This window comes from Ramlibacter sp. PS4R-6, assembly GCF_037572775.1.
Classification (GTDB): Bacteria; Pseudomonadota; Gammaproteobacteria; order Burkholderiales; family Burkholderiaceae_C; genus Ramlibacter.
Window position 1 is genome coordinate 2632722 of record NZ_JBBHKA010000001.1, and the last position, 23185, is coordinate 2655906.

The 23185-nt window shown below is 68.8% G+C and carries 22 protein-coding genes; 8 read left to right on the forward strand and 14 right to left on the reverse strand.

Going from position 1 to position 23185, the window contains the following annotated elements; all coding sequences use genetic code 11:
* The first annotated feature begins 1 nt into the window (after nucleotide 1).
* On the forward strand, nucleotides 2–2047 hold the full coding sequence (gene ligA / locus WG903_RS13085; RefSeq protein ID WP_340076015.1) for an NAD-dependent DNA ligase LigA: 2046 nt from the start codon (nucleotides 2–4) through the stop codon (nucleotides 2045–2047).
* Here the strand turns inward: ligA and WG903_RS13090 are convergent.
* From WG903_RS13090 to WG903_RS13110, 5 genes are read right to left on the reverse strand one after another with little or no spacing between them, the layout of a single operon-like run.
* The gene (locus WG903_RS13090) at nucleotides 2040–2738 is read right to left on the reverse strand and encodes a cytochrome b/b6 domain-containing protein (protein ID WP_340076017.1); all 699 of its coding nucleotides are present in this window, start codon (nucleotides 2736–2738) and stop codon (nucleotides 2040–2042) included. The two genes, ligA and WG903_RS13090, sit on opposite strands and share 8 nt — an antisense overlap.
* Entirely contained in the window at nucleotides 2716–3159 is a 444-nt protein-coding gene (locus WG903_RS13095) for a c-type cytochrome (RefSeq protein ID WP_340076019.1), read from the reverse strand. The genes WG903_RS13090 and WG903_RS13095 overlap by 23 nt, the downstream gene beginning before the upstream one ends.
* The gene (locus WG903_RS13100) at nucleotides 3156–4001 is read right to left on the reverse strand and encodes a phosphate/phosphite/phosphonate ABC transporter substrate-binding protein (RefSeq protein ID WP_340076021.1); all 846 of its coding nucleotides are present in this window, start codon (nucleotides 3999–4001) and stop codon (nucleotides 3156–3158) included. The genes WG903_RS13095 and WG903_RS13100 overlap by 4 nt, the downstream gene beginning before the upstream one ends.
* A complete protein-coding gene (locus WG903_RS13105) occupies nucleotides 3998–4999 on the reverse strand; it encodes a hypothetical protein (protein WP_340076023.1) in 1002 nt (333 codons plus the stop codon). Before WG903_RS13105 ends, WG903_RS13100 begins: the two co-directional genes overlap by 4 nt.
* 4 nt (nucleotides 5000–5003) lie before the next feature.
* Nucleotides 5004–5846, reverse strand: a complete 843-nt coding sequence (locus tag WG903_RS13110) for a phosphate/phosphite/phosphonate ABC transporter substrate-binding protein (RefSeq protein WP_340076026.1) — start codon at nucleotides 5844–5846, stop codon at nucleotides 5004–5006.
* Between the two features lie 289 nt (nucleotides 5847–6135).
* On the opposite strand from WG903_RS13110, the gene def reads away from it, so the two are divergent.
* Genes def through WG903_RS13125 form a run of 3 tightly spaced genes read left to right on the forward strand, consistent with a single transcriptional unit; the run spans nucleotide 6136 to nucleotide 8570 of the window.
* The gene (def, locus tag WG903_RS13115; protein ID WP_340076028.1) at nucleotides 6136–6675 is read left to right on the forward strand and encodes a peptide deformylase; all 540 of its coding nucleotides are present in this window, start codon (nucleotides 6136–6138) and stop codon (nucleotides 6673–6675) included.
* Nucleotides 6676–6696: 21 nt separating this feature from the next.
* Nucleotides 6697–7638, forward strand: a complete 942-nt coding sequence (locus WG903_RS13120) for a hypothetical protein (RefSeq protein WP_340076030.1) — start codon at nucleotides 6697–6699, stop codon at nucleotides 7636–7638.
* The gene (locus tag WG903_RS13125; protein ID WP_340076032.1) at nucleotides 7638–8570 is read left to right on the forward strand and encodes a hypothetical protein; all 933 of its coding nucleotides are present in this window, start codon (nucleotides 7638–7640) and stop codon (nucleotides 8568–8570) included. The genes WG903_RS13120 and WG903_RS13125 overlap by 1 nt, the downstream gene beginning before the upstream one ends.
* Nucleotide 8571: 1 nt before the next feature.
* Here the strand turns inward: WG903_RS13125 and WG903_RS13130 are convergent, their stop codons facing one another.
* Together WG903_RS13130 and map are read right to left on the reverse strand one after the other, a co-directional pair.
* Nucleotides 8572–11202: a [protein-PII] uridylyltransferase gene (locus WG903_RS13130; protein ID WP_340076034.1), complete on the reverse strand. Its 2631-nt coding sequence runs from the start codon at nucleotides 11200–11202 to the stop codon at nucleotides 8572–8574.
* Complete coding sequence (gene map, locus WG903_RS13135) at nucleotides 11199–12005, reverse strand: type I methionyl aminopeptidase (RefSeq protein ID WP_340076036.1); 807 nt, start codon at nucleotides 12003–12005, stop codon at nucleotides 11199–11201. The genes WG903_RS13130 and map overlap by 4 nt, the downstream gene beginning before the upstream one ends.
* Nucleotides 12006–12061: 56 nt before the next feature.
* Between map and purL the strand changes: the two genes are divergently transcribed.
* Entirely contained in the window at nucleotides 12062–15985 is a 3924-nt protein-coding gene (purL, locus tag WG903_RS13140) for a phosphoribosylformylglycinamidine synthase (protein ID WP_340076038.1), read from the forward strand.
* A 53-nt stretch (nucleotides 15986–16038) separates the two neighbouring features.
* The gene (locus tag WG903_RS13145; protein WP_445263631.1) at nucleotides 16039–16716 is read left to right on the forward strand and encodes a heparan-alpha-glucosaminide N-acetyltransferase; all 678 of its coding nucleotides are present in this window, start codon (nucleotides 16039–16041) and stop codon (nucleotides 16714–16716) included.
* Here WG903_RS13145 and WG903_RS13150 read toward each other — a convergent pair whose 3' ends face one another.
* The 7 genes from WG903_RS13150 to WG903_RS13180 all read right to left on the reverse strand — a co-directional run bounded on the left by WG903_RS13150 (nucleotide 16717) and on the right by WG903_RS13180 (nucleotide 22377).
* On the reverse strand, nucleotides 16717–18012 hold the full coding sequence (locus WG903_RS13150; RefSeq protein WP_340076040.1) for an outer membrane protein assembly factor BamB family protein: 1296 nt from the start codon (nucleotides 18010–18012) through the stop codon (nucleotides 16717–16719). It lies immediately after the preceding gene.
* Entirely contained in the window at nucleotides 18009–18725 is a 717-nt protein-coding gene (locus WG903_RS13155; RefSeq protein ID WP_340076042.1) for a hypothetical protein, read from the reverse strand. Before WG903_RS13155 ends, WG903_RS13150 begins: the two co-directional genes overlap by 4 nt.
* Before the next feature lie 119 nt (nucleotides 18726–18844).
* Nucleotides 18845–19624: a peptidylprolyl isomerase gene (locus WG903_RS13160; RefSeq protein ID WP_340076044.1), complete on the reverse strand. Its 780-nt coding sequence runs from the start codon at nucleotides 19622–19624 to the stop codon at nucleotides 18845–18847.
* Nucleotides 19625–19655: 31 nt separating this feature from the next.
* Nucleotides 19656–19928, reverse strand: coding sequence for a BolA family protein (locus WG903_RS13165; protein ID WP_340076047.1), 273 nt, complete (start codon nucleotides 19926–19928; stop codon nucleotides 19656–19658).
* On the reverse strand, nucleotides 19925–20464 hold the full coding sequence (locus WG903_RS13170; RefSeq protein ID WP_340076049.1) for a septation protein A: 540 nt from the start codon (nucleotides 20462–20464) through the stop codon (nucleotides 19925–19927). Before WG903_RS13170 ends, WG903_RS13165 begins: the two co-directional genes overlap by 4 nt.
* A gap of 6 nt (nucleotides 20465–20470) precedes the next feature.
* Nucleotides 20471–20884, reverse strand: a complete 414-nt coding sequence (gene msrB, locus WG903_RS13175; RefSeq protein ID WP_340076051.1) for a peptide-methionine (R)-S-oxide reductase MsrB — start codon at nucleotides 20882–20884, stop codon at nucleotides 20471–20473.
* Nucleotides 20881–22377: a protein adenylyltransferase SelO gene (locus WG903_RS13180; protein ID WP_340076053.1), complete on the reverse strand. Its 1497-nt coding sequence runs from the start codon at nucleotides 22375–22377 to the stop codon at nucleotides 20881–20883. Before WG903_RS13180 ends, msrB begins: the two co-directional genes overlap by 4 nt.
* Before the next feature lie 155 nt (nucleotides 22378–22532).
* Between WG903_RS13180 and WG903_RS13185 the strand changes: the two genes are divergently transcribed.
* Complete coding sequence (locus WG903_RS13185) at nucleotides 22533–22829, forward strand: hypothetical protein (protein ID WP_340076056.1); 297 nt, start codon at nucleotides 22533–22535, stop codon at nucleotides 22827–22829.
* Complete coding sequence (locus tag WG903_RS13190) at nucleotides 22760–23182, forward strand: N-acyl amino acid synthase FeeM domain-containing protein (protein ID WP_340076058.1); 423 nt, start codon at nucleotides 22760–22762, stop codon at nucleotides 23180–23182. The genes WG903_RS13185 and WG903_RS13190 overlap by 70 nt, the downstream gene beginning before the upstream one ends.
* The last annotated feature ends 3 nt before the right edge of the window (nucleotides 23183–23185 follow it).

Consider the following 23185-nt stretch of genomic DNA (forward strand, 5'->3'; position numbering starts at 1 on the left):
CATGGCCAGCCCGAAGGTTGAAGAGCGCGCAGCCGCCTTGCGCGAGCTGCTCCACCACCACGCCCACCGCTACTACGTGCTCGACGAGCCGGAGCTTCCGGACGCCGAGTACGACAAGCTGTTTCGCGAGCTGCAGGAGATCGAGGACAAGCATCCCGAGCTGCGCACGCCCGATTCGCCGACGCAGCGCGTGGGCGGCAAGCCGCTGGAGGGCTTCGCCAAGGTGCGGCACAAGTTGCCGATGCTGTCGATCCGCACGGAGACCGACATCGAGGCCAGCGGCGCCCGCAATTTCGACGGCCGTGTGCGCCGCGAGCTGGGCCTGAAGGAGGCCGACCCGCCCATCGAGTACGTCGCGGAGCTGAAGTTCGACGGCCTGGCAATCAACCTGCGCTACGAGGACGGCGTGCTGGTACAGGCCGCCACCCGCGGCGACGGCGAGGTGGGCGAGGACGTCACGCACAACATCCGCACCATCGGGCAAGTTCCCCTGCGCCTGCCGGCCGACGTGCCGCCCGTGCTGGAGGTGCGCGGCGAGGTGTACATGCGCCGCGACGATTTCGAGAAACTCAATGAGCTGCAGCGCGAGAAGATCGCCCGGGGCGCGAAGAACGAGAAGACCTTCGTGAACCCGCGCAACGCGGCGGCGGGCGCCGTGCGCCAGCTCGACCCGGCGATCGCGCGCCAGCGGCCCCTCAGCTTCTTCGCGTACGGATTCGGCGAAGTGGCGCCGGCGCTGGATTTCGGCACGCAGTACGAATCGCTGCTGGCGCTGAAGTCCTGGGGCTTCCCGGTGTCGGACCGCACGCAGGTGTGCACCGGCCCCGAGGACCTCGTCGCCTACCACCAGGCCGTCGGCAAGGAGCGCGACGGCCTGCCGTTCGACATCGACGGCGTGGTCTACAAGGTCAACTCGATCGCGCTGCAGCGGCAGCTCGGCTTCGTCTCGCGCGAGCCGCGCTGGGCGGTGGCGCACAAGTTCCCGGCACAGGAGCAGGTGACCACGGTCCTGGGCATCGAGGTCTACGTGGGCCGCACCGGCAAGCTCACGCCCGTCGCCAAGCTGGAGCCCGTGTTCGTGGGCGGGGTGACGGTCACCAATGCCACGCTGCACAACGAGGACGAGGTGCGCCGCAAGGACGTGCGCGTGGGCGACCAGGTGATCGTGCGGCGCGCGGGCGACGTGATCCCGGAGGTCGTCGCGGTCGTGCCGGACAAGCGCCATCACGAGGCCAGGCTGTTCACCATGCCGAAGAAGTGCCCGGTGTGCGGGTCGGCGGCCGTGCGCGAGGAAGGTGAGGCCGACTACCGCTGCACCGGCGGCCTCTTCTGCGGCGCGCAGCGCAAGCAGGCCATCCTGCACTTCGCGCAACGCCGCGCGATGGACATCGAAGGCCTGGGCGAGAAACTGGTGGACCAGCTGGTCGAGGCCAACGTGATCAAGACCTTGCCGGACCTGTACCGGCTCGGCCTTGCGGGACTGGTGGCGCTGGAGCGCATGGGCGAGAAGTCCGCGCAGAACCTGCTGGAGAACCTGGAGAAATCGAAGGACACGACGCTGCCGCGTTTCCTCTACGGCCTGGGCATCCGCCACGTCGGCGAAGCGACGGCCAAGGACCTGGCCAAGCATTTCGGCAAGCTCGACGCGATCATGGACGCCAGCGTGGAGCAGTTGCTGGAGGTGCCGGACGTCGGGCCGGTGGTCGCCGAAAGCATCCACACCTTCTTCCAGCAGCCCCACAACCGCGAAGTGGTGGAGCAGCTGCGAGCTTGCGGCGTGAAGTGGCAGGAAGGCGAACCGGCCAGGCGCGAGGCGCTGCCGCTGGCCGGCAAGACGGTGGTGCTGACCGGCACGCTGCCGACCCTGACGCGCGACGAAGCCAAGGACATGCTCGAAGCCGCTGGCGCGAAGGTCGCGGGCTCGGTGAGCAAGAAGACCGACTACGTCGTGGCCGGCGCCGAGGCCGGCAGCAAATTGGACAAGGCGCGCGAGCTGGGTGTGCCCGTGCTCGACGAGGCCGGTTTGCGCAAGCTCGTGTCTAGCTGAGCTTGGCCAGCCACGCCACCGCCGACGCGCACACACCGAAGACCAGCAGCGCCCCGATGCGGGCCTGCGCGTCGTCGCGCGACGCGGGCAGCTGCAGCGGCACGGGCGCGCTGTCGCCGTCGATCATGGGCTGGATCAGGTTCTGCCGGCGACGCGCCAGGTAGAAGACGATCGCAGCGATGTGCAGCACGATCAGCGCCGCCAGGAGCCATTGCCCGACCTGCTTGTGGAACCACGTGGCCGCCAGGCCCTGCGCTTCGCTGACGAAGCGGTTCAGCGGGCCGGTGAAGGCGATCTGGTCGTCGCTCACCAGGCCGGTGGCCACCTGCACCGACAGGCCGGCGAGCATCGCGAACACCGACAGCGCGCCGAGCGGGTTGTGGCCGAGGCCGCCCTTGTCCTGCCCGGACAGGTAGCGCATCACGCGCCGCGGCGTGGGCAGGAACGTCGCGAAGCGCGACCAGCGCCCGCCGACGAAACCCCACACGACGCGAAAGAGCAGCAGCGCCAGCACCGCGTAGCCGAAGCGCGCATGCCAGTACATCATCGCGCCGCCGGTGTAGCCCGTGGCGAACAGGCCCACGATGCTCGCAGCCAACCCCCAGTGGAAGATGCGCGTCGGCAGGTCCCACACACGCACGCGATGGCCGGGCGAGGCGGCGGGGCGGTCAATTGTTGCGGTAAGCATCATGGCAGGCCTTGCAGGTGGCGGCCGTCGCGGCGTAGGCGGCCTTGAGTTGGTCGAGGTTGTGGGTCTTCGCCGCCGCGGCGAGGCGCGTGGCCTCCGCGATGAATCGCTCGTTCTGCTCCTTGAAGCGGGCCTGCTCCGTCCAGATCTCGGGCTTGGCGCCGCGCGAGCCGTGTTCGGTGCCTGGGCCGAAGCCCGCGCCCGGCAATTTCGCCAGCACGGCGACGATCTCGGCGTTCTCGGCGGCGGCGCGCGCGTCGTAGGGCACGCGGCCGTTCACCATGGCGCCGATGCGCGTGAAATGCTGGGACAGCACGAAGAGCGTGCCTTGCCGGTACTTCACGGCGTCTTCGGCCCGCGCGAACTGCGCCTGTGCGCACGATGCGGCCAGCCCCAGCAGCGCCGCGGCGAAATGCCGCCTCATTCCCCCGTGTACTCCAGCAATGCCAGGTACTCCTTGCGGTCGGCGCGCGCCCATTGCTTCACGCCGATGTCGGCCAGCAGCGGCCCGGAGGCCGAGTTCATCGCGAGCAGCGACTCCGTCAGGCGCGCGACGGTGTCTGCCGGCACCTTGGGCGCGGCGAGCACCGACCAGTTCACCACCGGCTGCGTCTCGGCGATCACGCGCCCGCCGGATTCCTTCCACTTGCGTGCGATGGTCGGGTTGACCACGCCGGCTTCGGCGAGCCCCGTGGACACCTGGATCGCCACGCTGTCCTGGAAGCGCGTGTGCGACATGTAGGGCTCGCGGATGTTCAGGCGCCGGATCTCCGCGCGGGCCACGGCGGCCGTGGCCGAGTACGTGTCGGGCAGCAGCAGCTTGCGGCCCGAGAGCTGCTCCACGCTGCGGATCGTGGAGTCCTTCGGCACGATGAACGCGGCCTGGTAGGGCTCGGGCCGGCGCACCAGCGGCTGGTAGCCGTGGTCGCGCACGAGCTTGGCGAGGTGGTTCACCGACTTGCCGAACACCAGCAGCGGCTTCTGGTCGCCCAGGGCCTGCTGCACGAAGCGCGGGATGTCGATGATGGGGTCCACCAGCACCTGCTTGTTGTGGATCTGCGCGCCCAGGTACTCGGCCCAGCTGCGGTAGCGCATCGCAAGCATCGAGATGCTGAGGTCGGCCGTGACGGCCTCGTTCACCAGCATGCGCCAGCGGTCCGCGCCCGAGGACTGCGCCCAGGCGAAGGGCAGGGCGGCGCAGGCGGCCGCGGCGGCCGAGCCGGCCAGGAGCGTGCGCCGCGTGAGGGGAAGTCGTATCGCTGTCATGGGGCCTCCTTGGTGCGTTCGCGTTCCCACGCCTGGGCCTGCCGCCAGCTGGCGCGGAAGGCCTCGGCGCTCTCGAGCAGCCATCTCTTCTGGTCGGGCGAGAGCGGGACGGTGTTGCGGAATTCGTCGACGGGCATGCGGTCGTCGCGCACCGACTTGATCAGGCGGTCGATCTCGCCCGCCGCATGCGCGGGCGTGGAGAGCAGCACCAGTCGGCTCATCTTCTCGGGGTTGTTGGGCACGTGGCACTGGCTGCATTGGGACTCGCGCATCTGCAGCGCCAGGTCGCGGTACTGGCGATCCATCGCGTGGATGTACGGGTTGTCGGGGCGCAGCACGCCGTCGAAAAGCGTCACGGCGGGCTGGGTGCGGCCCTGCGCGTCGGTCCAGACCCACTGGCCGTCATGCTTGGCATGCTTGACCGGCGTGACCGCCTGCAGGCGCGGCGTGGGCGCGATGTCCGTGAACTGCGCGGCGCGCAGCAACTGCGTGTCCGGCGCGATCCACAGCGTGACCGCGTTGGCGTTCTCGTAGGTGGCCCACTTCGCTTCCTCGTGCCAGAACGGGTACGGGAACTGGCCCGGCGCCAGCCGGTTGCGGAAGGCGGCCTCGAGCCGCATGCGGTACAGGCGCTCCTCGGCGACCCATTCGAGCGTGTAGCGGCCGTTGAACATGAACAGCGGCACGTACATGTTCGTCCACACGTCGGGCGCGAACTGCGTGAGGTGGGTGGTGCGCAGCGTCGCGCCGGGCGCCTTGCTCTCGCGGCCCCACAGCAGGATGGCCGGCAGTCGCGCGCGCAACGCCTGCGAGGCGAACAGCCCGCGCCGGCACGCGTCGTAGGCGGCGGTGTCGTTCGCCGGCGCCAACGGGCATTGCTTCGCGAGTTCGGCGGCGATCTCGCGTGCCGCCTGCTCGACGGGCTGGGGCACCGCTTGGGCCGCCGCCGTTGTGGAGACGGCCAGCGCCAGCGCGGCGGCCAGGAGGTTTCTTCGCATCCGTCTATTCCCGGGTGTAGTCGAGGAGGGCGAGGTAGTCCTGGCGCTCGGCGCGCGCCCATTCCTTGATGCCGAGCGACCCGAGCACGGACGTTGCCTGCTTGTTCATCGCGAGCAGCACGTCGCGCAGCTGCGTCGCCGTTTCCGCGCCCATGCCGGGGCCGGCCAGCAGCGACCAGTTCACGACCGGCTGCGTCTCGGCCAGGATGCGGCCGCCGTCCGCAGCCCATTTGCGCGCGATGGTCGGGTTGACGACGCCCACCTGCCCCATGCCGCTCTTGACCTGCTGCTCCACCGCTTCCTGGTAGCGCACGTGCATCACGATGGGGTTCGCGATGTTCAGGCGCTTCAGTTCCGCGCGGGCGACGGCCGTGGTCGCGGCGAACTCGTCGGGCATGACGATGCGGGCCTGGCCGATCTCGGCGAGCGAGCGGATCGGCGAGGACTTCTCGACGATGAAAGCGGCCTTGTACGGGTCGGCGCGGCGCACCAGCGGCTGGTAGCCGTGGTCGCGCACGAGCTTGGCCAACTGGTTGACCGACTTGCCGAACACCAGGTCGGGCTTGGACTCGCCCTGGGCCAGCGACATGAAGCGGCGGATGTCCACCACCGGTTCGATGCCGACGACGCGGCCTTTCACGTGCTGCCCGAGGTAATCCGCCAGGGGCTGGTAACGGCTGGTGAGGAGGAAGATGTTGGTCTCGCCCGTGACCGCTTCGTTGATCAAGAGGCGCCAGTTGGGCGCGGCCGGCTTCTTCACGGCGTCGGGGGACACGGCCGCATGCGCGAGCCAGGGAGCCAGCGCGATCGACGCGCACAGCCGGCGGCGAGTTTCGTTCTTCTTCATCGCTTCCTCCGTTCACCCAATCTACCGGCGCTGCGTTGCAGGTCAATATGTCGTTCCGCGATGTACTGTCAGAGTTGACAGGGGTGCCTCCGCTTTTGTGACGATTGCTCACGCGCCACTACAAACGGTGGCAGGTCAGGCGCCGCATCGCGCCCCATTCCGGTGACGCACTTCGCAACTTGTGCCGCGGGTGTGCGGTAGTGCATTGCGCGCAAGCCCCTGCGGCTTCTGTCATTTCTGACGGTGCAACGCGTCTGCCGCACGCGACACCTGTACGATCCGTGCTGCCATGGCCGTACACCCGATCCTCAAGATGGGGGACCCGCGACTGCTTCGCGTCGCGCAACCCGTCACCCGCTTCGGCACGCCCGAACTGAACACGCTCGTCGCCGACATGTTCGAGACGATGAAGGCCGCCAACGGCGCGGGCCTTGCCGCGCCGCAGATCGGCGTCGACCTGCAGCTGGTGATCTTCGGCACCGATGCGCCGAACCCGCGCTATCCCGATGCGCCGCCCGTGCCGCGCACCATCCTGCTCAACCCCGTGATCACGCCCCTGTCGAACGAAGAGGAAGACGGCTGGGAAGGCTGCCTCTCGGTGCCGGGGCTGCGCGGCGTCGTGCCGCGCTGGAAGGCGATCCGCTACACGGGCTTCGACCCCGAAGGGAAACCCATAGACCGGACGGCCGACGGCTTCCATGCCCGCGTGGTGCAGCACGAGGTGGACCACCTGCTGGGCAAGCTGTACCCGATGCGCGTGCGCGACTTCACGCAGTTCGGCTTCACGGAAGTGTTGTTCCCGGGCCTGGACGCCGGCGAAGACGACTGAAGAGTTCGCTATGCTCGGTGGATGCCGCGCATCGCCTACCTGAGCTGGCCGGCCCCGGAGTTCTCCGGCGGCGTCAAGACGACGTTCCGTCACGTGGAGCTGTTGCGCGGTGCGGGGTTCGACGCCGTCGTCGCCACGCCGGATGGCAAACCGCCCGGGTGGTTCCGCACCGACGCGCCGCACGAAACCTTTGCCGACCTTCGTGCGGACGACGTCCTCGTCCTGCCCGAGAACAGCCACAAATGGCTGGAGCGGTTCGCGCCGCGCCCCAACCGCAAGCTGGTGTTCTGCCAGAGCTGGTCGCTGGTGTACCGGGGGCTGGCCAACTACGCGTCGTTCGCCGAAGCCGGCGTGCGTCACATCCTGTGCCCGAGCCACACGGTGATGCAGTTCTGCCGGGAGCGCTTTCCCGGCACGCAGCTGGCGTACACGCCGGTGCTGATCGACGAGCAGGTGTTCAAGCCCGCCGCCGAGAAGAAATTGCAGGTAATGGCCGTGCCGTTCAAGCGCATGGTGGAGTTCGGCGCACTGCACGACTTCTTCCACGCCAGGTACCCGCAGTGGAAGCACGTGCCCTGGCACTTCGCGAAGGAGGCGAGCGAGGACGACGTGGCGCGCTCGATGGGCGAGTCGGCGGTGTTCCTCTCGATGGCGCGGCTGGAGGCCATGGGGATGACGGGCCTGGAGGCGATGGCCAGCGATTGCGTCGTCACCGGCTACAGCGGCCTGCCGGGCGGGACCGACTCGGCGACGCTGCGCAGCGGCTTCTGGGCCCGCGAGGACGACCTGTACGACGCCGCGCGCCAACTGGACCGCGCGCTGGCCGTCGCACAGGAGGGCGGGCCGGTGCGTGACGGCATGGTCGCCGCCGGCCGCGAAACGGCGGCGCGCTACCGCCGCCAGCCGGTTACCGACGCGCTCGCCGCGTTCTGGCGCGGCTTCCTCGGCGCGAAGGCTGCGTGATGGCCGGGCGCATCGTCTACGTCTACGGCTCGGCGAACGCCATCGCCGGTGGCATCAAGGGGGCCTTCCAGCACGTCGAACTGATCGCGCACGCGGGACTCGACGCGGTGATCGCGACCCCCGACGGCGCCGCGCCCACGTGGTTCGCAACGCGCGCGAAGCAAGTCCTGCATTCGGATATCCGCGACGACGATTTGCTGGTGCTGCCCGAGAATTTCCGGCCGCTGCTGGAGACCTGGGCTGCGCGGCCCAACCGCAAATTCGTGTTCTGCCAATCGCCCTGGTACGTGCACGAAGGCCTGGGCACGCGTGCCTCGTACGCGGACTACGGCGTGGAACAGGTGCTGTGCACCAGCCATTCGGTGATGCTCTACTGCCGCGAGCGCTTTCCCGGCCTGCCGGTCGCGTACACGCCGCCGATGATCGACGTGGCGCTGTTCGCGCCGCGCGCCAAGAAGATGCAGGTGGCGGTGATCCCGCGCAAGCGGCCGGTGGAGGCGGGCGTGATCGCCGACCTGCTGCGCCACCGCTACCCCAAGCTGTCGTCCTCGGTCACGTGGGTCGTGATCCAGAACGCCACCGAGGCGCAGGTGGCGCAGGCCATGGGGGAGTCGGCGGTTTTCCTGTCGCTGGCGCGCATGGAGGCGCACAGCCTCACCACGCTCGAGGCCATGTCGAGCGGCGCGGTGGTGGCGGGCTTTTGCGGCGTGGCCGGCGGCGACGATACCGCGACGCCTGCCAATGGCTTCTGGGCCGCGGAGGAAGACGTCTTCGGCTGCGTCGAGCAGCTGGCGCGGGCCATCGACCTCGTCATGCGCGGCGGGATGGCGTACGAAGCCCTGGTCGGCGAAGCGCGGGCCACCGCGGCGCGCTATTCGCGGGAAGCTTCGGGCGCCCGCCTGGCGGCCTTCTGGCGCGACAAGCTGGGCTGAATCAGCCGGCCAGCGCTTCCAGCAGCTCGGTCTCGATCTCGATCTGCTTGCGGTTCTGCTGCAGCTCGGGGCCGTCGACAAGGAAGGTGTCTTCCACGCGTTCGCCCAGCGTCGAGATCTTGGCCAGCTGCAGGTTGATCTTGTGCTTGGCCAGAACGCGGGCGATGCAGTACAGCAGGCCCGCCCGGTCGCTGGCCGAGATCGACAACAGCCATTTCTGCGCCTTCTCGTCGGGCGCGAGTTGCACGCGCGGCGCGATGGGGAAGCTGCGCACGCGGCGCGACACCCGGCCGCGGCTGGGTGCGGGCAGCGGCCCGGCCTGCTCGATGGTGTGGGCCAGTTCCGACTCCACCATGCTCACGAGCTCGCGGTTGTGCTCCGGCAGCATCGAGCTCACGACCTGGAACGTGTCCAGCGCGTAGCCGTTGTTGGCGGTGTGGACCTTGGCGTCCAGGATCGAGAAGCCGGCCTGGTCGAAGTAGCCGCAGATGCGTGCGAACAGGTCCGGCTGGTCGGGCGTGTACACCAGCACCTGCAGCCCTTCGCCGATGGGCGACAGCCGCGCACGGACGATGGCCTTGGCCTTGCCGGCGTGGCGCGCGAGGTGGCGCGTGTGCCAGACGATGTCGCTCGCGTCGTGGCGCATGTAGTAGTCCACGCCCAGCGTGTCCCACAGCTTCTTGTGGCCCTCGTGCGGCAGCGCGTAGAGGGCCAGCTGCACCAGCGCCTCGCGCTTGCGCGCTTCCACCTCGGCGTCGCGGTCCGGCGCGCGGCCGCCCAGCACGCGCAGCGTGTAGCGGTACAGGTCTTCCAGCAGCTTGCCCTTCCACGCGTTCCACACCTTGGGGCTGGTGCCGCGGATGTCGGCGACCGTCAGCAGGTACAGCGCGGTCAGGTTGCGCTCGTTGCCCACGCGCTGCGCGAATGCCTTGATCACCTCGGGGTTGCCCAGGTCCTCCTTCTGCGCCACGCGGCTCATCGTGAGGTGTTCCTTGACCAGGAACTCGACCAGCTGGCAATCCTCCTTGGCGATGCGATGCTGGCGGCAGAACAGGCGCACGTCGCGCGCGCCCAGCTCCGAGTGGTCGCCGCCGCGGCCCTTGGCGATGTCGTGGAAGAGGGCGGCCACGTACAGGATCCACGGCTTGTCCCAGCCGGCCGCCAGCTGCGAGCAGAACGGGTACTCGTGCGCGTGCTCCGGGATGAAGAAGCGCCGCACGTTGCGCACCACCATCAGGATGTGCTGGTCCACCGTGTACACGTGGAACAGGTCGTGCTGCATCTGGCCGACGATCTTGCGGAACACCCACAGGTAGCGCCCGAGCACCGACGTCTGGTTCATCAGCCGCAGGGCGTGCGTGATGCCCGCGGGCTCCATCAGCATCTGCCGAAAGGTCTCGTGGTTGGCCGGGTCGCTGCGGAACTTGGCGTCCATCACGTTGCGCGCGTTGTAGAGCGCGCGCAGGGTGCGGGCCGACAATCCCTTGACGCCGACCGTCGTCTGGTAGATCAGGAAGGTCTCGAGGATGGCGTGCGGGTTGCGGATGTACAGGTCGTCGCTCGCGACCTCGATCATCCCGTCCTTGTTCAGGAAGCGCTCGTTGATCGGCTCCGGCGCGCGGCCGCTGGGGTCCAGGCGCTCCTCGATGCCCAGGAGCAGGATCTGGTTCAGCTGCGTCACCGCCTTGGCCGCCCAGTAGTAGCGCTTCATCAACGCCTCGCTGGCGCGCGATACCAAGCGGCCCGATTCGCTGATCTCGTTCTTGTAGCCGAAGGACTCGGCCACGGCCGTCTGCAGGTCGAACACCAGCCGGTCTTCGCGGCGGTCGGCGATCACGTGCAGGCGCGCGCGGATCAGCGACAGCAGCGCTTCGTTGCGCTTGACCTGGCGCGCCTCGAAGTCGGTGGCGATGCCGTTGCGCGCGAGCTCGTCCCAGGATTGCCCCAGGCCCGCCGCCTTGGCCACCCACAGGATCACCTGCAGGTCGCGCAGGCCGCCCGGCGACTCCTTGCAATTGGGCTCCAGCGAGTACGGCGTGTTCTCGAACTTGTTGTGCCGCTGGCGCATCTCCAGCGTCTTGGCGACGAAGAAGGCCCGGGGGTCGACCGTCGGCCTGAAGCGCTTGACGAACTCCGCATGCAGCTTGCGGTTGCCGGTGAGCGGCCGCGACTCCAGCAGCGAGGTCTGCACGGTGACGTCGTCCTTCGCCAGCGCCACGCACTCGGCCACCGTGCGCACGGACGAGCCGATCTCCAGGCCCGCGTCCCAGCAATGGCCGATGAACGCCTCCACGTGGCGCTTGACCGCGCCGTCGCCATCGCCGTCGGCCGAGGCGCCGTCGGGCATCAGCACCAGCACGTCGACGTCGGAATGCGGAAAGAGCTCGCCGCGGCCGTAGCCGCCGACGGCCACCAGCGCGAAGTCATCAGGCAGGCCGGCCGCGTCCCAGAGCTTGCGCAGCGTGACGTCGGCTTCGCGCGAGAGCTTCTGCAGCAGCTTGGTGATGCCGCGGGTGGAGGCGCCCTGGGCTTGCAGCGTAGCGAGAACAGCGGACTTGCGCGCGCGGTAGTCGTCACGCAGCGCCTGCAGGTCGGTCGCGGCGGGCCCGGGAGCGAGCCCCAGCTGCATCATTGCGCGGGCACGAAGGCCGGCGGGGGCGGGCTGCCCGCCGAAAGCGTCAACACCTCGTAGCCGGTCTCGGTCACCAGCACCGTGTGCTCCCACTGGGCGGAGAGCGAATGGTCCTTGGTGACGATGGTCCAGCCGTCGTTGCCCCATTCCTTCACGTCGCGGCGGCCCGCGTTGATCATGGGCTCGATCGTGAAGGTCATGCCGGGCTTGAGCTCCTCGAGCGTGCCGGGCTTGCCGTAGTGGAGCACCTGCGGCTCCTCGTGGAAGTTGCGGCCGATGCCGTGGCCGCAGAACTCGCGCACCACCGAAAAGCCGTGGCTTTCGGCGAATTTCTGGATCGCCCAGCCGATGTCGCCCAGGTGGATGCCGGGGCGCACCTTGACGATGCCGTGCCACATGGCCTCGTAGGTGAGCGTCACCAGGCGCTTGGCGGCGATGGACACGTCGCCGATCATGAACATGCGGCTGGTGTCGCCGAAGTAGCCGTCCTTGATGACGGTGACGTCGACGTTGAGGATGTCGCCCTTCTTCAGGGGCTTGTCGTTGGGGATGCCGTGGCAGACCACGTGGTTCACCGACGTGCACAGCGACGCGGGGTAGGGCGGGTAGCCGGCGGGCTGGTAGCCCAGCGTGGCCGAGGTGGTGCCCTGCTTCTTCATGAAGTCGGCCGCCAGGCGGTCGATCTCCTTGGTGGTGATCCCGGGCTTGATGTGCCCCGTGAGGTGGTCGAGCACCTCGGAGGCCAGGCGGCCCGCCGTGCGCATGCCCTGGACTTCCTCGGCGCTCTTGTAGGTGATGCTCATGACGATGCGATTATCCCAGAGGCAGAATGACTTCGCTGCACGGGTAAAATGCACCCGTGACGCCGCACATCACCGAGTTCGAGGGCGGGCGCGCCCTCAGCGACTTCCGAATCCAGCAACTCCTTCCCCGCCTGCAGGCGATCCATCCCAAGGTGAACGCGCTTTCGGCGCGTTTCGTCCATCTGGTGGCCACGGATCACGCCCCGGGCGCCGGCGAGCGGGCGCAACTGGCCGCATTGCTGACCTACGGCGACCCGGTCGCGCCCGCCGACGGGGCGCTGATCGTCGTGACGCCCCGCTTCGGGACCGTTTCGCCCTGGGCGTCGAAGGCGACCGATATCGCCCACAACTGCGGCTTGGCCTTGCGGCGCGTCGAGCGGATCACGGAATTCCGCGTAGGCGTGAAGGGCGCGCTGGAGCCGGCGCAGGCGTGCGCCATTGCGGCGCTGCTGCACGACCGGATGACCGAAAGCGTGATGTTCACGCGCGCCGAGTCGCATGCGCTCTTCAACGAGCTGGCGCCGGCGCCGATGGAGTACGTGGACGTGCTCGGCGGCGGGCGCGGCGCGCTGGAAAAGGCCAACATGCAGTTCGGCCTGGCGCTGGCGGACGACGAGATCGACTACCTGGTGGACGCCTTCAGGGGCCTGAAGCGCAACCCGACCGACGTCGAGCTGATGATGTTCGCGCAGGCGAACAGCGAGCACTGCCGCCACAAGATCTTCAACGCCCAGTTCACCATCGACGGCCAGGCGCAGGAGCGCAGCATGTTCGGGATGATCCGCAACACGCACCAGAAGGCGCCGCAGCACACGGTGGTCGCGTACGCGGACAACGCGTCGATCATGGAAGGCTACGAGATGGAGCGCTTCGCACCGGACGAGCCGGGCGCCGCGCCCTACCGCAAGCAGCAGGCGCTGCACCACGTGCTGATGAAGGTGGAAACGCACAACCACCCGACGGCGATTTCACCTTTCCCCGGCGCGTCCACCGGCGCGGGCGGCGAAATCCGCGACGAGGGCGCGACCGGCCGCGGCTCCAAGCCCAAGGCGGGCCTGACGGGCTTCACCGTGTCGAAGCTGTGGGACGGCTGGAGCGACCAGCCGGGCGGCAAGCCGGAACACATCGCTTCGCCGCTGCAGATCATGATCGAAGGCCCGCTGGGCGGCGCGGCCTTCAACAACGAGTTCGGCCGGCCCAACCTGCTGGGCTACTTCCGCGAGTACGAACTCGAAACCGGCGGCGTGAAGCGCGGCTACCACAAGCCGATCATGATCGCGGGCGGCGTCGGCACCATCGACGCCAAGCTGGCCAAGAAGATCCTCTTTCCGGCCGGCACGCTCCTGATCCAGTTGGGCGGTCCCGGCATGCGCATCGGCATGGGCGGCGGCGCCGCGAGCTCGATGGCCACGGGCGTGAACGCAGCCGACCTGGATTTCGATTCCGTGCAGCGCGGCAATCCCGAGATCGAGCGCCGCGCGCAGGAAGTCATCAACCATTGCTGGTCGCTGGGCGACCGCAACCCGATCCTGGCGATCCACGACGTCGGCGCGGGCGGCCTGTCCAACGCCTTCCCCGAGCTGACCAACGACGCGGGCCGCGGCGCGCGCTTCGACCTGCGCGCGGTGCCGGTCGAGGAATCGGGCCTGGCACCCAAGGAAATCTGGTGCAACGAGAGCCAGGAGCGCTACGTGCTGGCCATCGCGCCGGAATCGCTGGAGCAGTTCCGCGGCTTCTGCGAGCGCGAGCGCTGCCCGTTCGCGGTGGTCGGCACGGCGACGGAAGAGCGCCAGCTGCGGCTGGTCGAGGAGGGCAGCGCGTCGCCGGTCGACATGCCCATGGACGTGCTGCTCGGCAAGCCGCCCAAGATGCACCGAGACGTGAAGCGGGTGCGACGCGAATTCAAGCCCGTCGACCTCACCGCCGTGAAGCTGCAGGACGCCGCGATCCAGGTGCTGTCGCACCCGACGGTCGCCTCCAAGCGCTTCCTCGTCACCATCGGCGACCGCACGGTGGGCGGCCTCACGCACCGCGACCAGATGGTCGGCCCGTGGCAGGTGCCGGTGGCCGATTGCGCCGTGACGCTGGCCGACTACCGGGGTTTCGCCGGCGAGGCGATGAGCATGGGCGAGCGCACGCCGATCGCCGCCATCGACGCGCCGGCATCCGGCCGCATGGCGGTGGCCGAGGCGATCACCAACCTGCTGGCGGCGCCGATCGAACTGTCGCGCGTGAAGCTCTCCGCGAACTGGATGGCGGCTTGCGGCGAGGCGGGCGAGGACGCCGCGCTGTACGACACGGTGCGCGCCGTCGGCATGGAGCTGTGCCCGGAGCTGGGCGTCTCCATCCCCGTCGGCAAGGACAGCCTGTCGATGCGCACGCAGTGGGACGGCAAGAAGGTCACGTCGCCCGTGAGCCTGATCGTTTCGGGTTTCGCGACGCTGCAGGACGTGCGCGGCACGCTCACGCCGCAGCTGAAGGCCGACGGGGACACGACGCTGGTGCTGGTCGACCTGGGCAAGGGCCGCCATCGCATGGGCGGCAGCGTCCTGGCGCAGTCGCTCGGCCAGAGCGGCGACGAGGTGCCCGACCTCGACGACGCGAAGGACCTGGCCAGCCTGGTGAACGCGGTGAACCAGCTGCGCTCGCAGGGCCGCATCCTGGCCTACCACGACCGCAGCGACGGCGGCCTGTTCGCGGCCGCCTGCGAGATGGCCTTTGCGGGCCATGTCGGCGTGACGCTCAACGTCGACTTGCTCGTCACCGAAGGCGACGGCATCAGCGACAGCCGCGCGGAATACGGCGATGCCAAGAACTGGGCGTCGCAGGTGAGCGCCCGGCGCGAGGAGCTCACGCTCAAGGCGCTGTTCAACGAGGAACTGGGCGTCGTCCTGCAGGTGCCGACCGAGTCGCGCAACGAGGTGATGCAGGTCCTGCGCGAGCACGGCCTGTCGAAGTGGAGCCACTTCGTCGGCAAGGCGGCGGCCAAGCCCGCGGTCGAGGTCTGGCGCGATACCAAGGCGGTGTTCAGCGCGAGCCTGCTCGACCTGCAGCAGGTGTGGGACAGCGTCAGCTGGAAGATCGCCCGCGAGCGCGACAACCCGGCGGGCGCCGACAGCGAGCATGCGGCCGCGGGGGCACCCGACGATCCGGGCTTGCACGTTTCGCTCACGTTCGACCCGAAGGAAGACGTCGCGGCGCCGTTCCTGAACCTGAAGCGCCCCAAGGTCGCGATCCTGCGCGAGCAGGGCGTGAACTCGCACGTCGAGATGGCGTACACGTTCACCGAAGCCGGGTTCGAAGCCTACGACGTGCACATGACCGACCTGCAGTCGAGGCGCGCCAAGCTGGGCGACTTCCAGGGCTTCGTGGCCTGCGGTGGCTTCAGCTACGGCGACACGCTGGGCGCCGGCATCGGCTGGGCGCGCAGCATCACCTTCAACCCGAAGCTCGCCGATCAGTTCAAGTCGTTCTTCGCGCGCACCGACACCTTCGCGCTGGGCGTGTGCAACGGCTGCCAGATGGTGGCCGAGCTCGCGGACATCATCCCGGGCGCGCAGGCGTGGCCGCGTTTCACCACCAACCGCAGCGAGCGCTACGAGGCGCGGCTGTCGCTGGTGGAGGTGCTGGACTCGCCGTCGATCTTCTTCGCCGGCATGGCCGGCAGCCGGATCCCGATCGCGGTGGCGCACGGCGAGGGCTACGCCAACTTCGCGTACCGCGGCGACAAGGCCAAGGTCATCGCGTCGGCCCGCTTCGTCGACAACCACGGCAAGCCCACGGAGGCCTATCCGGCCAACCCGAACGGCAGCCCCGGCGGCCTGTGCAGCGTGACGACGGCCGACGGCCGTTTCACGGCCATCATGCCCCACCCCGAGCGCGTGTTCCGCAACGTCCAGATGTCCTGGACCAGCGGCGACAAGGGCGACTTCAGCCCGTGGATGCGCCTGTGGCGCAACGCGCGCAAGTGGGTCGGCTGACCGCGCAGCGCTTCGATTCCATCGACGCCCTGCGCGGCGTCGCGATCGTCTGGATGACGGTCTTCCATTTCTGCTTCGACCTGAACTGGTTCGGGTGGCTGAAACAGGACTTCTACGAAGACCCGTTCTGGACGCTGCAGCGCACGGCCATCGTCAGCCTGTTCCTGTTCTGCGCCGGGCTCGGGCAGGCGGTCGCCGTGGAGCAGGGGCAGTCGTGGCAACGTTTCTGGAAACGCTGGGGCCAGGTCGCGGCCTGCGCGGCGCTCGTGAGCATCGGCTCCTACTTCATGTTCCCGCGCAGCTTCATCTACTTCGGCGTGCTGCATGGGATCGCGGTGATGCTCATCGTCGTGCGCGCGACGGCGGGTTGGGGGCGTTGGCTGTGGCTCTCCGGAGCATTGGCGATCGCGATGAAATGGATCGCGGCCTGGGCGATCGCGGGCGACCCGTCGCTGGACTTCCTGAACGCGCGCGCCTGGAACTGGCTCGGGCTCGTCAGCCGCAAGCCGATCACCGAAGACTACGTGCCGCTCATCCCGTGGCTCGGTGTGATGTGGTGGGGCATGGCGGCGGGGCAATGGCTGCTCGCGACGAAGCGCAAGATGCTGGAGATGGACCTGCCGCGCGCCACGGCGCCGCTGTCATGGCTGGGGCGCTGGAGCCTCACGTGGTACATGCTGCACCAGCCGGTGATGATCGGCGCGCTGATGGCGCTCAAGGAGCTGCGCTGATCATTCGATCGCGTACAGGTTGCCGTCGGCGCTGCCGATGTAGATGACGCCTTGCGCCACCAGCGGCGTGGCGTAGAACGAACCCACGCTCTGCTGCCGGTCGAAGGCCAGGGCCGTGGCGTCGTACCAGCTCGAGGGAAAGAGCATCGCCGAGTTGAAGCGGCCCTCGGCCGTCAGCACCCAGCCTTCGTTGGCGCGCGCGGCGTCGGTGCGGAACTCCCAGAGCAGTGCTCCGGTCTCGCGGTCGCGCGCCTGCAGCGTTCCGTTGAGCACGCCGACCAGCACCACGTTGCCCGCCACGACGGGCGACGAAAAGACATAGGCCTTCGAATCCTCCTGCAGCAGCGGCTTGCCGCTGGCGGCGTCGACGGCGTGGATGCGCGAGGAATCGGACGTCGCGAACCACACCCGGCCGTTCGCGACCGCCGGCGAGCTGTTGACCCAGCTCGCGCCGGTGGGAAAGCGCCATTTCTCCGCGCCCGTGCGCGCGTCCAGCGCATAGACGTTCGCGTCGCGCGACCCCGTGTAGACGACGCCGTCCACGACGGCGGGCGACGACTGGAAGCCCTGCTGGTTGTGCATCAGCGCGTCGACGCCGCCCTGGAAAACCCAGCGTTGCTCGCCGCTGCGCGCATCGAGCGCGTAGAAGCGGCCGTCCCAGCCGCCCACGTAAACCATGCCCCCGTGCACCGCGGGCGACGCGTGCACCACGTCACCGGTCCTGAATTTCCACCGCAGCGATCCCGCCGTGGCATCCACGGCATAGACGTGGCCGTCGCCGCTGCCGAAGTACACCGTGCCGTCCACCACCGCGGGGCTGGAGCGGTACACGTCGAACATGTCCGCGAAGGTCTGCGTGGCGGGCTGCATGCCGTGCAACCCGCGCGCCTCGAACCGGCGCTCGCCGCCGGTCGCGAATTTCCAGAGGACTTCGCCGTTGGCGGCATCGAGCGCATAGACGCGGCCGTCATCGCTCAGCGCGTAAACCTTGCCCGCCGCGACGGCCGGCGTCGACGCCACCGGGCCGCCGGTGCGCTGCATCCAGCGCTGGCGTCCGGTCGCCGCGTCGACGGCGTAGACGTTGCCGTCGTCGCTGCCGAAGATCACGGCGCCCTGGTGCCACACCGCGGACGACACGATGCGCGCGCCCGTCGGGAAGCGCCACTTCACGCGGTGGAATTCGCGCGGCGCCGCCGGGGCCACGCCCTGGTGCGACGCGTCGCCGCGGAACATGGATTGCGCCACGCAGGGCAGCGACACCGCGATCGCAGCAGCCAGCAAAAGCGCGCGGATCACGACGCGGCTCCCGGCGCGCGGCGCAGCACGATGGGCGCCTCGAAAGGCCCTTGCGACATCTGGCCGTCGATCGAACCGTCGGGCGTGGTGAAGCGGCCCTCGATGCGAAAGCGCGAGGCGCTCGCCTCGAACATCACGAACTCCCGGCCCTGCACCACGCGGTCCACCTTCAGCGTCGACGTGCGCCTGCCCACGACGACGATCTCCCCGCCGGCGAGGCCGTTCGCGTCGTTGGAAACCTTCAGCGTGACCTGCCGTTGCACGCCTCCGAGTTCATAGCGGCCCACCCAGGTGCCCGCGATCTGCGCCGTGACGCCGGTTGCTGGCGGTGGCGGGTCGACCTGGGCGTCGCCGGTGCGGCGCAGGAGCACGCGTGCCGCGTTGCCCGCCAGGCGGAAGTCGCCGGCGAGCGCGCCATCGGGCTGCGACGACAGGGCCAGTTCCGGCGCGGGGTCGACGGGCGCAGCGAAAGCTTCCGGGAGTTGTGCGCGCAGGGTGGTTCCGGTGACCTGCAGGCTGCGCAGCGGCGCGCCTTTCACGCCGCGTCCCGGCAGGATGGCCGACCCGGTCCACCCCGCAGGGCCGGCGGCGAGGTCGACCACGATGCGCTGCGGCGCGCCGGGCACCTGGATCACGCCTTCCCAGCGGCCCGCGAGGTCGGCGGCGGAGGCGGAAAGCGCGAAGAGGAAGGGAGCAAGGAGGAGGGTGCGCATCGGCCGATTGGAGCCAAGCGCCATGCGGGCGTCAATCGTGAAAAGGAGCCAATGAAAAAGCGGCCCGGGGGCCGCTTTCGCAAAGTCGCTGGGTCCCGGGCTGCGCCGGGACGACAGTCCTATTCCACCTTCGCTTTGCTGCGCAGTTCCTCCTGGAACTTCGCCAGCTTCTGCTGCTGCAGCTGCTGCGAGATCTGCGGCTTGACTTCCTCCAGCTTGGGCAGCTGCGCCTCGCGGATGTCGTCCACGCGGATCACGTGCCAGCCGAAGCTGGTCTTGACGGGCTCCTGCGTCATCTGGCCCTTGTTCAGCTTGAGCAGCGCCTGCGCGAACTCCGGCACGTAGCTGTTGGGGGTGGCCCAATCGAGGTCGCCGCCGTTGGCGGCCGAGCCCGGGTCCTTGGACTGCTTCTTGGCGATGTCCTCGAACTTCTGGCCCTTCTTGATGTCGGCGATGACCTTCTTCGCGGCGGCTTCGTCCTCCACGAGGATGTGGCGCGTGCGGATTTCCTTGCCGCCGTTGGCCGCGACGAACTTGTCGTACTCGCCCTGGATCTCGGCGTCGGTCACCGGGTTCTTCTTCTGCCAGTCGGAGAAGAGCTCGCGGATCAGGATGGTCTGGCGCGCCAGCTCCAGCTGCGCCTTGTAGTCGTCGGTGGCGTCCAGGCCGCGGCGCGAAGCCTCCTGCATGAACACTTCGCGGGCGATGACTTCCTCCTTGAGCATGTTGTCCATCTCGGGGCTCACGGGGCGCCCGCTCTTCTGGATCTGCGCCTTGAGCACGTCCACGCGCGCCTTGGGCACCGGCTTGCCGTTGACGATGGCGACGTTCTGGGCGGCGGCGGGCCCAGCGATGCCCAGCATGGCGGCCGCCACGGCGGCGATGAATAGCTGCTTCATAGGGAGGAAACGGTGAAGGAGGGGGTGGATGTCAAAGCGTTTCGATGGCGAGGGCGTGCAGGCCGCGGTCCACGAAATCGCGCAGCGCATCATACACAAGGCGGTGCTGCGCCACCCGGGGGCGGCCGGCGAACAGGGGTGAGGCGATGCGGACCCGGAAATGCGTCCCCGAGCCCGTGCCGTCCGCCCCCGCATGGCCGGCGTGCTGCCAGCTCTCGTCCAGCACTTCGAGGTGGCTGGGCTGCAGGAGTTCCCGCAGGCGCTGCTCCAGCGCCTGCGCCGTGATGCCCGTGCCCGCGGTCATTCCGCTTCTTCGGTCTTCATGTGGCGGCCCAGGTAGACCGCCTGGCCCACGATGAACAGCACCATCAGGCCCATGCCGCCGAACAGCTTGAAGTTGACCCACGTGTTCTCGTCGAAGTTGAAGGCCACCCACAGGTTCAGCGCGCCCATGAAGGCGAAGAACCCCATCCACGACCAGCCCATGACGCGCCACACCGCATCCGGCAATTCCAGCTGCGAGCCCATGAGCGCCTTCATCGGGTTGCTTCGCATCACCACCTGGCCGCCGAAGAGAACGAGGCCCAGCGTCCAGTACAGGATGGTCGGCTTGAGCTTGATGAAGGTGTTGTCGTGCAGCACGATCGTCAGGCCGCCCAGGATGCCGATGATCGCCAGGCTGACCCACTGCAGCGGCTCGATCCTGCCGGTGCGATAGCGGCTCCAGCCGATCTGCGCCAGGGTGGCGACGATGCCCACCGCGGTGGCGACGAAGATGTCCGAGACCTTGTAGGCCGCGAAGAACAGGATGATGGGAACGAAATCGAACAGCAGTTTCATCGAGGCTTACTTCGGCTGGAAATCCAGCGAGGCGGAGTTCATGCAGTAGCGCAGGCCGGTGTCGCTGGGGCCGTCGTCGAACACGTGGCCCAGGTGCGCGCCGCACTGCGCGCACACCGTCTCCACGCGGATCATCCCATGGCTGGTGTCGCGGATTTCCCTGATCGCGCCGGGCACGGCCTTGTCGAAGCTGGGCCAGCCGCAGTGCGCGTCGAACTTGGTCGACGAGTCGAACAGCTTGTTGCCGCAGCAGATGCAGTGGTAGCTGCCGTCGGCCCACACGCGCTCGTACTTGCCCGAGAACGGGCGTTCGGTCGCGGCATGGCGCGTGACCTGGAAGGCGCCGGGCTCGGCGCCCTTGGACGCGAGGATTTCCTTCCACTCGGCGTCGGTCTTCTGGATGGCGTATTTGTCGGTCATGAGGAGCAGCTGATCTCGATGTGTTGCGCCCAGTCGGGCGGGAAGCCGGCCTTGTCCTCGTGCGCCGGGTGCTCGTCGCACGGGGATTGCACCAGGGCCAGCAGCGCGTCCACCTCGGAGAAGTCCTTCAGCTTGGCCTGCCGGATCGCGATCTCGCACAGGTGGTTGCGCAGGACGTACTTGGGGTTGGTTCGCAGCATCCGCAAGCCCGCCGCCTCGCGGCCGCCTTCCTGTTGCGCGAAGCGGGCTTCATACAGTCGGAGCCAGGCGCCGAAACTTTCACGGTCGAGGAAGAGGTCGCGCACCGGCTCGGCGCCGGAGCCGGCCGCGTGGTGCGACAGGCGCCGCCAGAAGATCGTGTAGTCGACGCGGTCCTTCGCCAGCAGCTGCAGCACGGACTCGACCAGTTCTCGGTCGCCTTCTTGGTCGTCGGCCAGGCCCAGCTTGGCGCGCATGCGCATCTCCATCTCGCGCGGGAAGACGGCCTTGTACGACTCCAGCGCCGCCAGGGCGAGCTCCTGGTCGCCGATGAGCGGCAGCAGCGCCTGCCCCAGGCAGAAGACGTTCCAGTAGGCGACGTTGGGCTGGCGGTTGTAGGCGTAGCGGCCCTGCTCGTCGCTGTGGTTGCAGATGTGGTTGGGCACGAAGGCATCGAGGAACTGGAACGGCCCGTAGTCGATGGTCAGGCCGAGGATGCTCATGTTGTCCGTGTTCATCACGCCGTGGCAGAAGCCCACGGCCTGCCACTGCGCCACCATCGCCGCCGTGCGCTCGCTCACCGCCTCCAGGAAAGCCGCATAGGCGTTGCCCGCGAAGCGGTCCGTGGTGCGCGCATCGGGATAGAAGCGGTCGATGACGTAGTCGGCTAGGGTGCGCAGTTCGTCGATGCGGCCGTTGGCCGAGAAGTGCTCGAAGTGGCCGAAGCGCACGAACGACGGCGACACCCGAGTCACCACGGCGGAGGTCTCGACCTCTTCGCGGCGCACAGGCGCGTCGGAGCCGGTGACGAGCAGTGCGCGCGTCGTCGGGATGCCCAGGCCGTGCATCGCCTCGGAGCCTAGGTATTCGCGGATGCTCGAGCGCAGGACCGCGCGGCCGTCGCCCATGCGCGAGTAGGGCGTGCGGCCGCTGCCCTTGAGCTGCAGCTCCTGCGGCCCGGCGGGCGTTTGGGCTTCTCCGAGCAGGAGCGCACGGCCGTCACCCAGCTGCCCGGCCCACACGCCGAACTGGTGGCCGCTGTAGACGCTGGCGAGCGTGTCGCTGCCCGCGATGGGGACATTGCCGGTGAAGGCCGCCACGCCATCGGGTGACGCCAGCAGCGCGGGGTCGAAGCCGAGCTCGTGTGCCAGCGCCTGGTTCAGGCCCACCAGGTACGGGTCGGGAAGCGGCTGGGAAGGCAGGCGGGTGAAGAACGCCGGGCCCAGGGCCGCGAAGCTGTTGCGCCACGGCACGCGAAGGTCGACGGCGGCGGGCGACTCGAGGACGGCTGTCATCCCCCGATTGTCCGCGCTGCGGGGCGCGGCAGGCGCCCGCGGGGCCATTTCGCAACCAAATGGGTTAAGGAAATTGCCTAGCACAGCAGCCCGCTTCTCCCCATAATGACCAGCAAGGGCCGGCCACGACCGGCGCCATTCAGGGAGCAAGAGTGATGGATACACGCGTTGCCGGCCTGGCACGGCCGCCGGCGTACATCCCGCCGTCCGTCGAGCGGGAACCCTCGTCGCAGATCCACGATGTGGTGCTGCACCACCTGCGGACGCCCGCCGAAATCGAGGGCATCATCGACCTGCGCGACGAGATCGACCTGTCGGTGCACACCGCTGCCGGACGGCAGCAGTTCGAGAGGCTCGAAAAAAAAGAGACGAGTGCGGGTTCGTGTTCGGATTCGAACTCGGCGGGGAGTGGATCGGCACGATCCGCATCGTCCCGCTGGGCTACCAATTGACGCTGACGGAGACACTGCTGCCCCACGCGGGTGCCGACGCACCCCCCACCGGCCCGGGCGACTGGGAAGTCGGGCGGCTGGTGCTCGCCCCCGCCTATCGCAGCGACGTCGAGGCGCTGCGCCACTGCCTGCGCATCGCCCTCGAGTACGCCTGCGGCGCGACGCGCGTCGACCACCTGTTCGCCACCTGCACACACGTGCTCGGCCGCCTGTACCGGCGCTTCGGCTTCGCGGTGTTCGCGCGCGACGTGGTGTTGCCCGGCACGGACAAGTCGTACACGCTCATCCGCGGGGGCTCGAACGCCGTCGCCATGGGCCTTTCCTCGCGCACCTCGCCCGCGGTGACGCAATGAGGC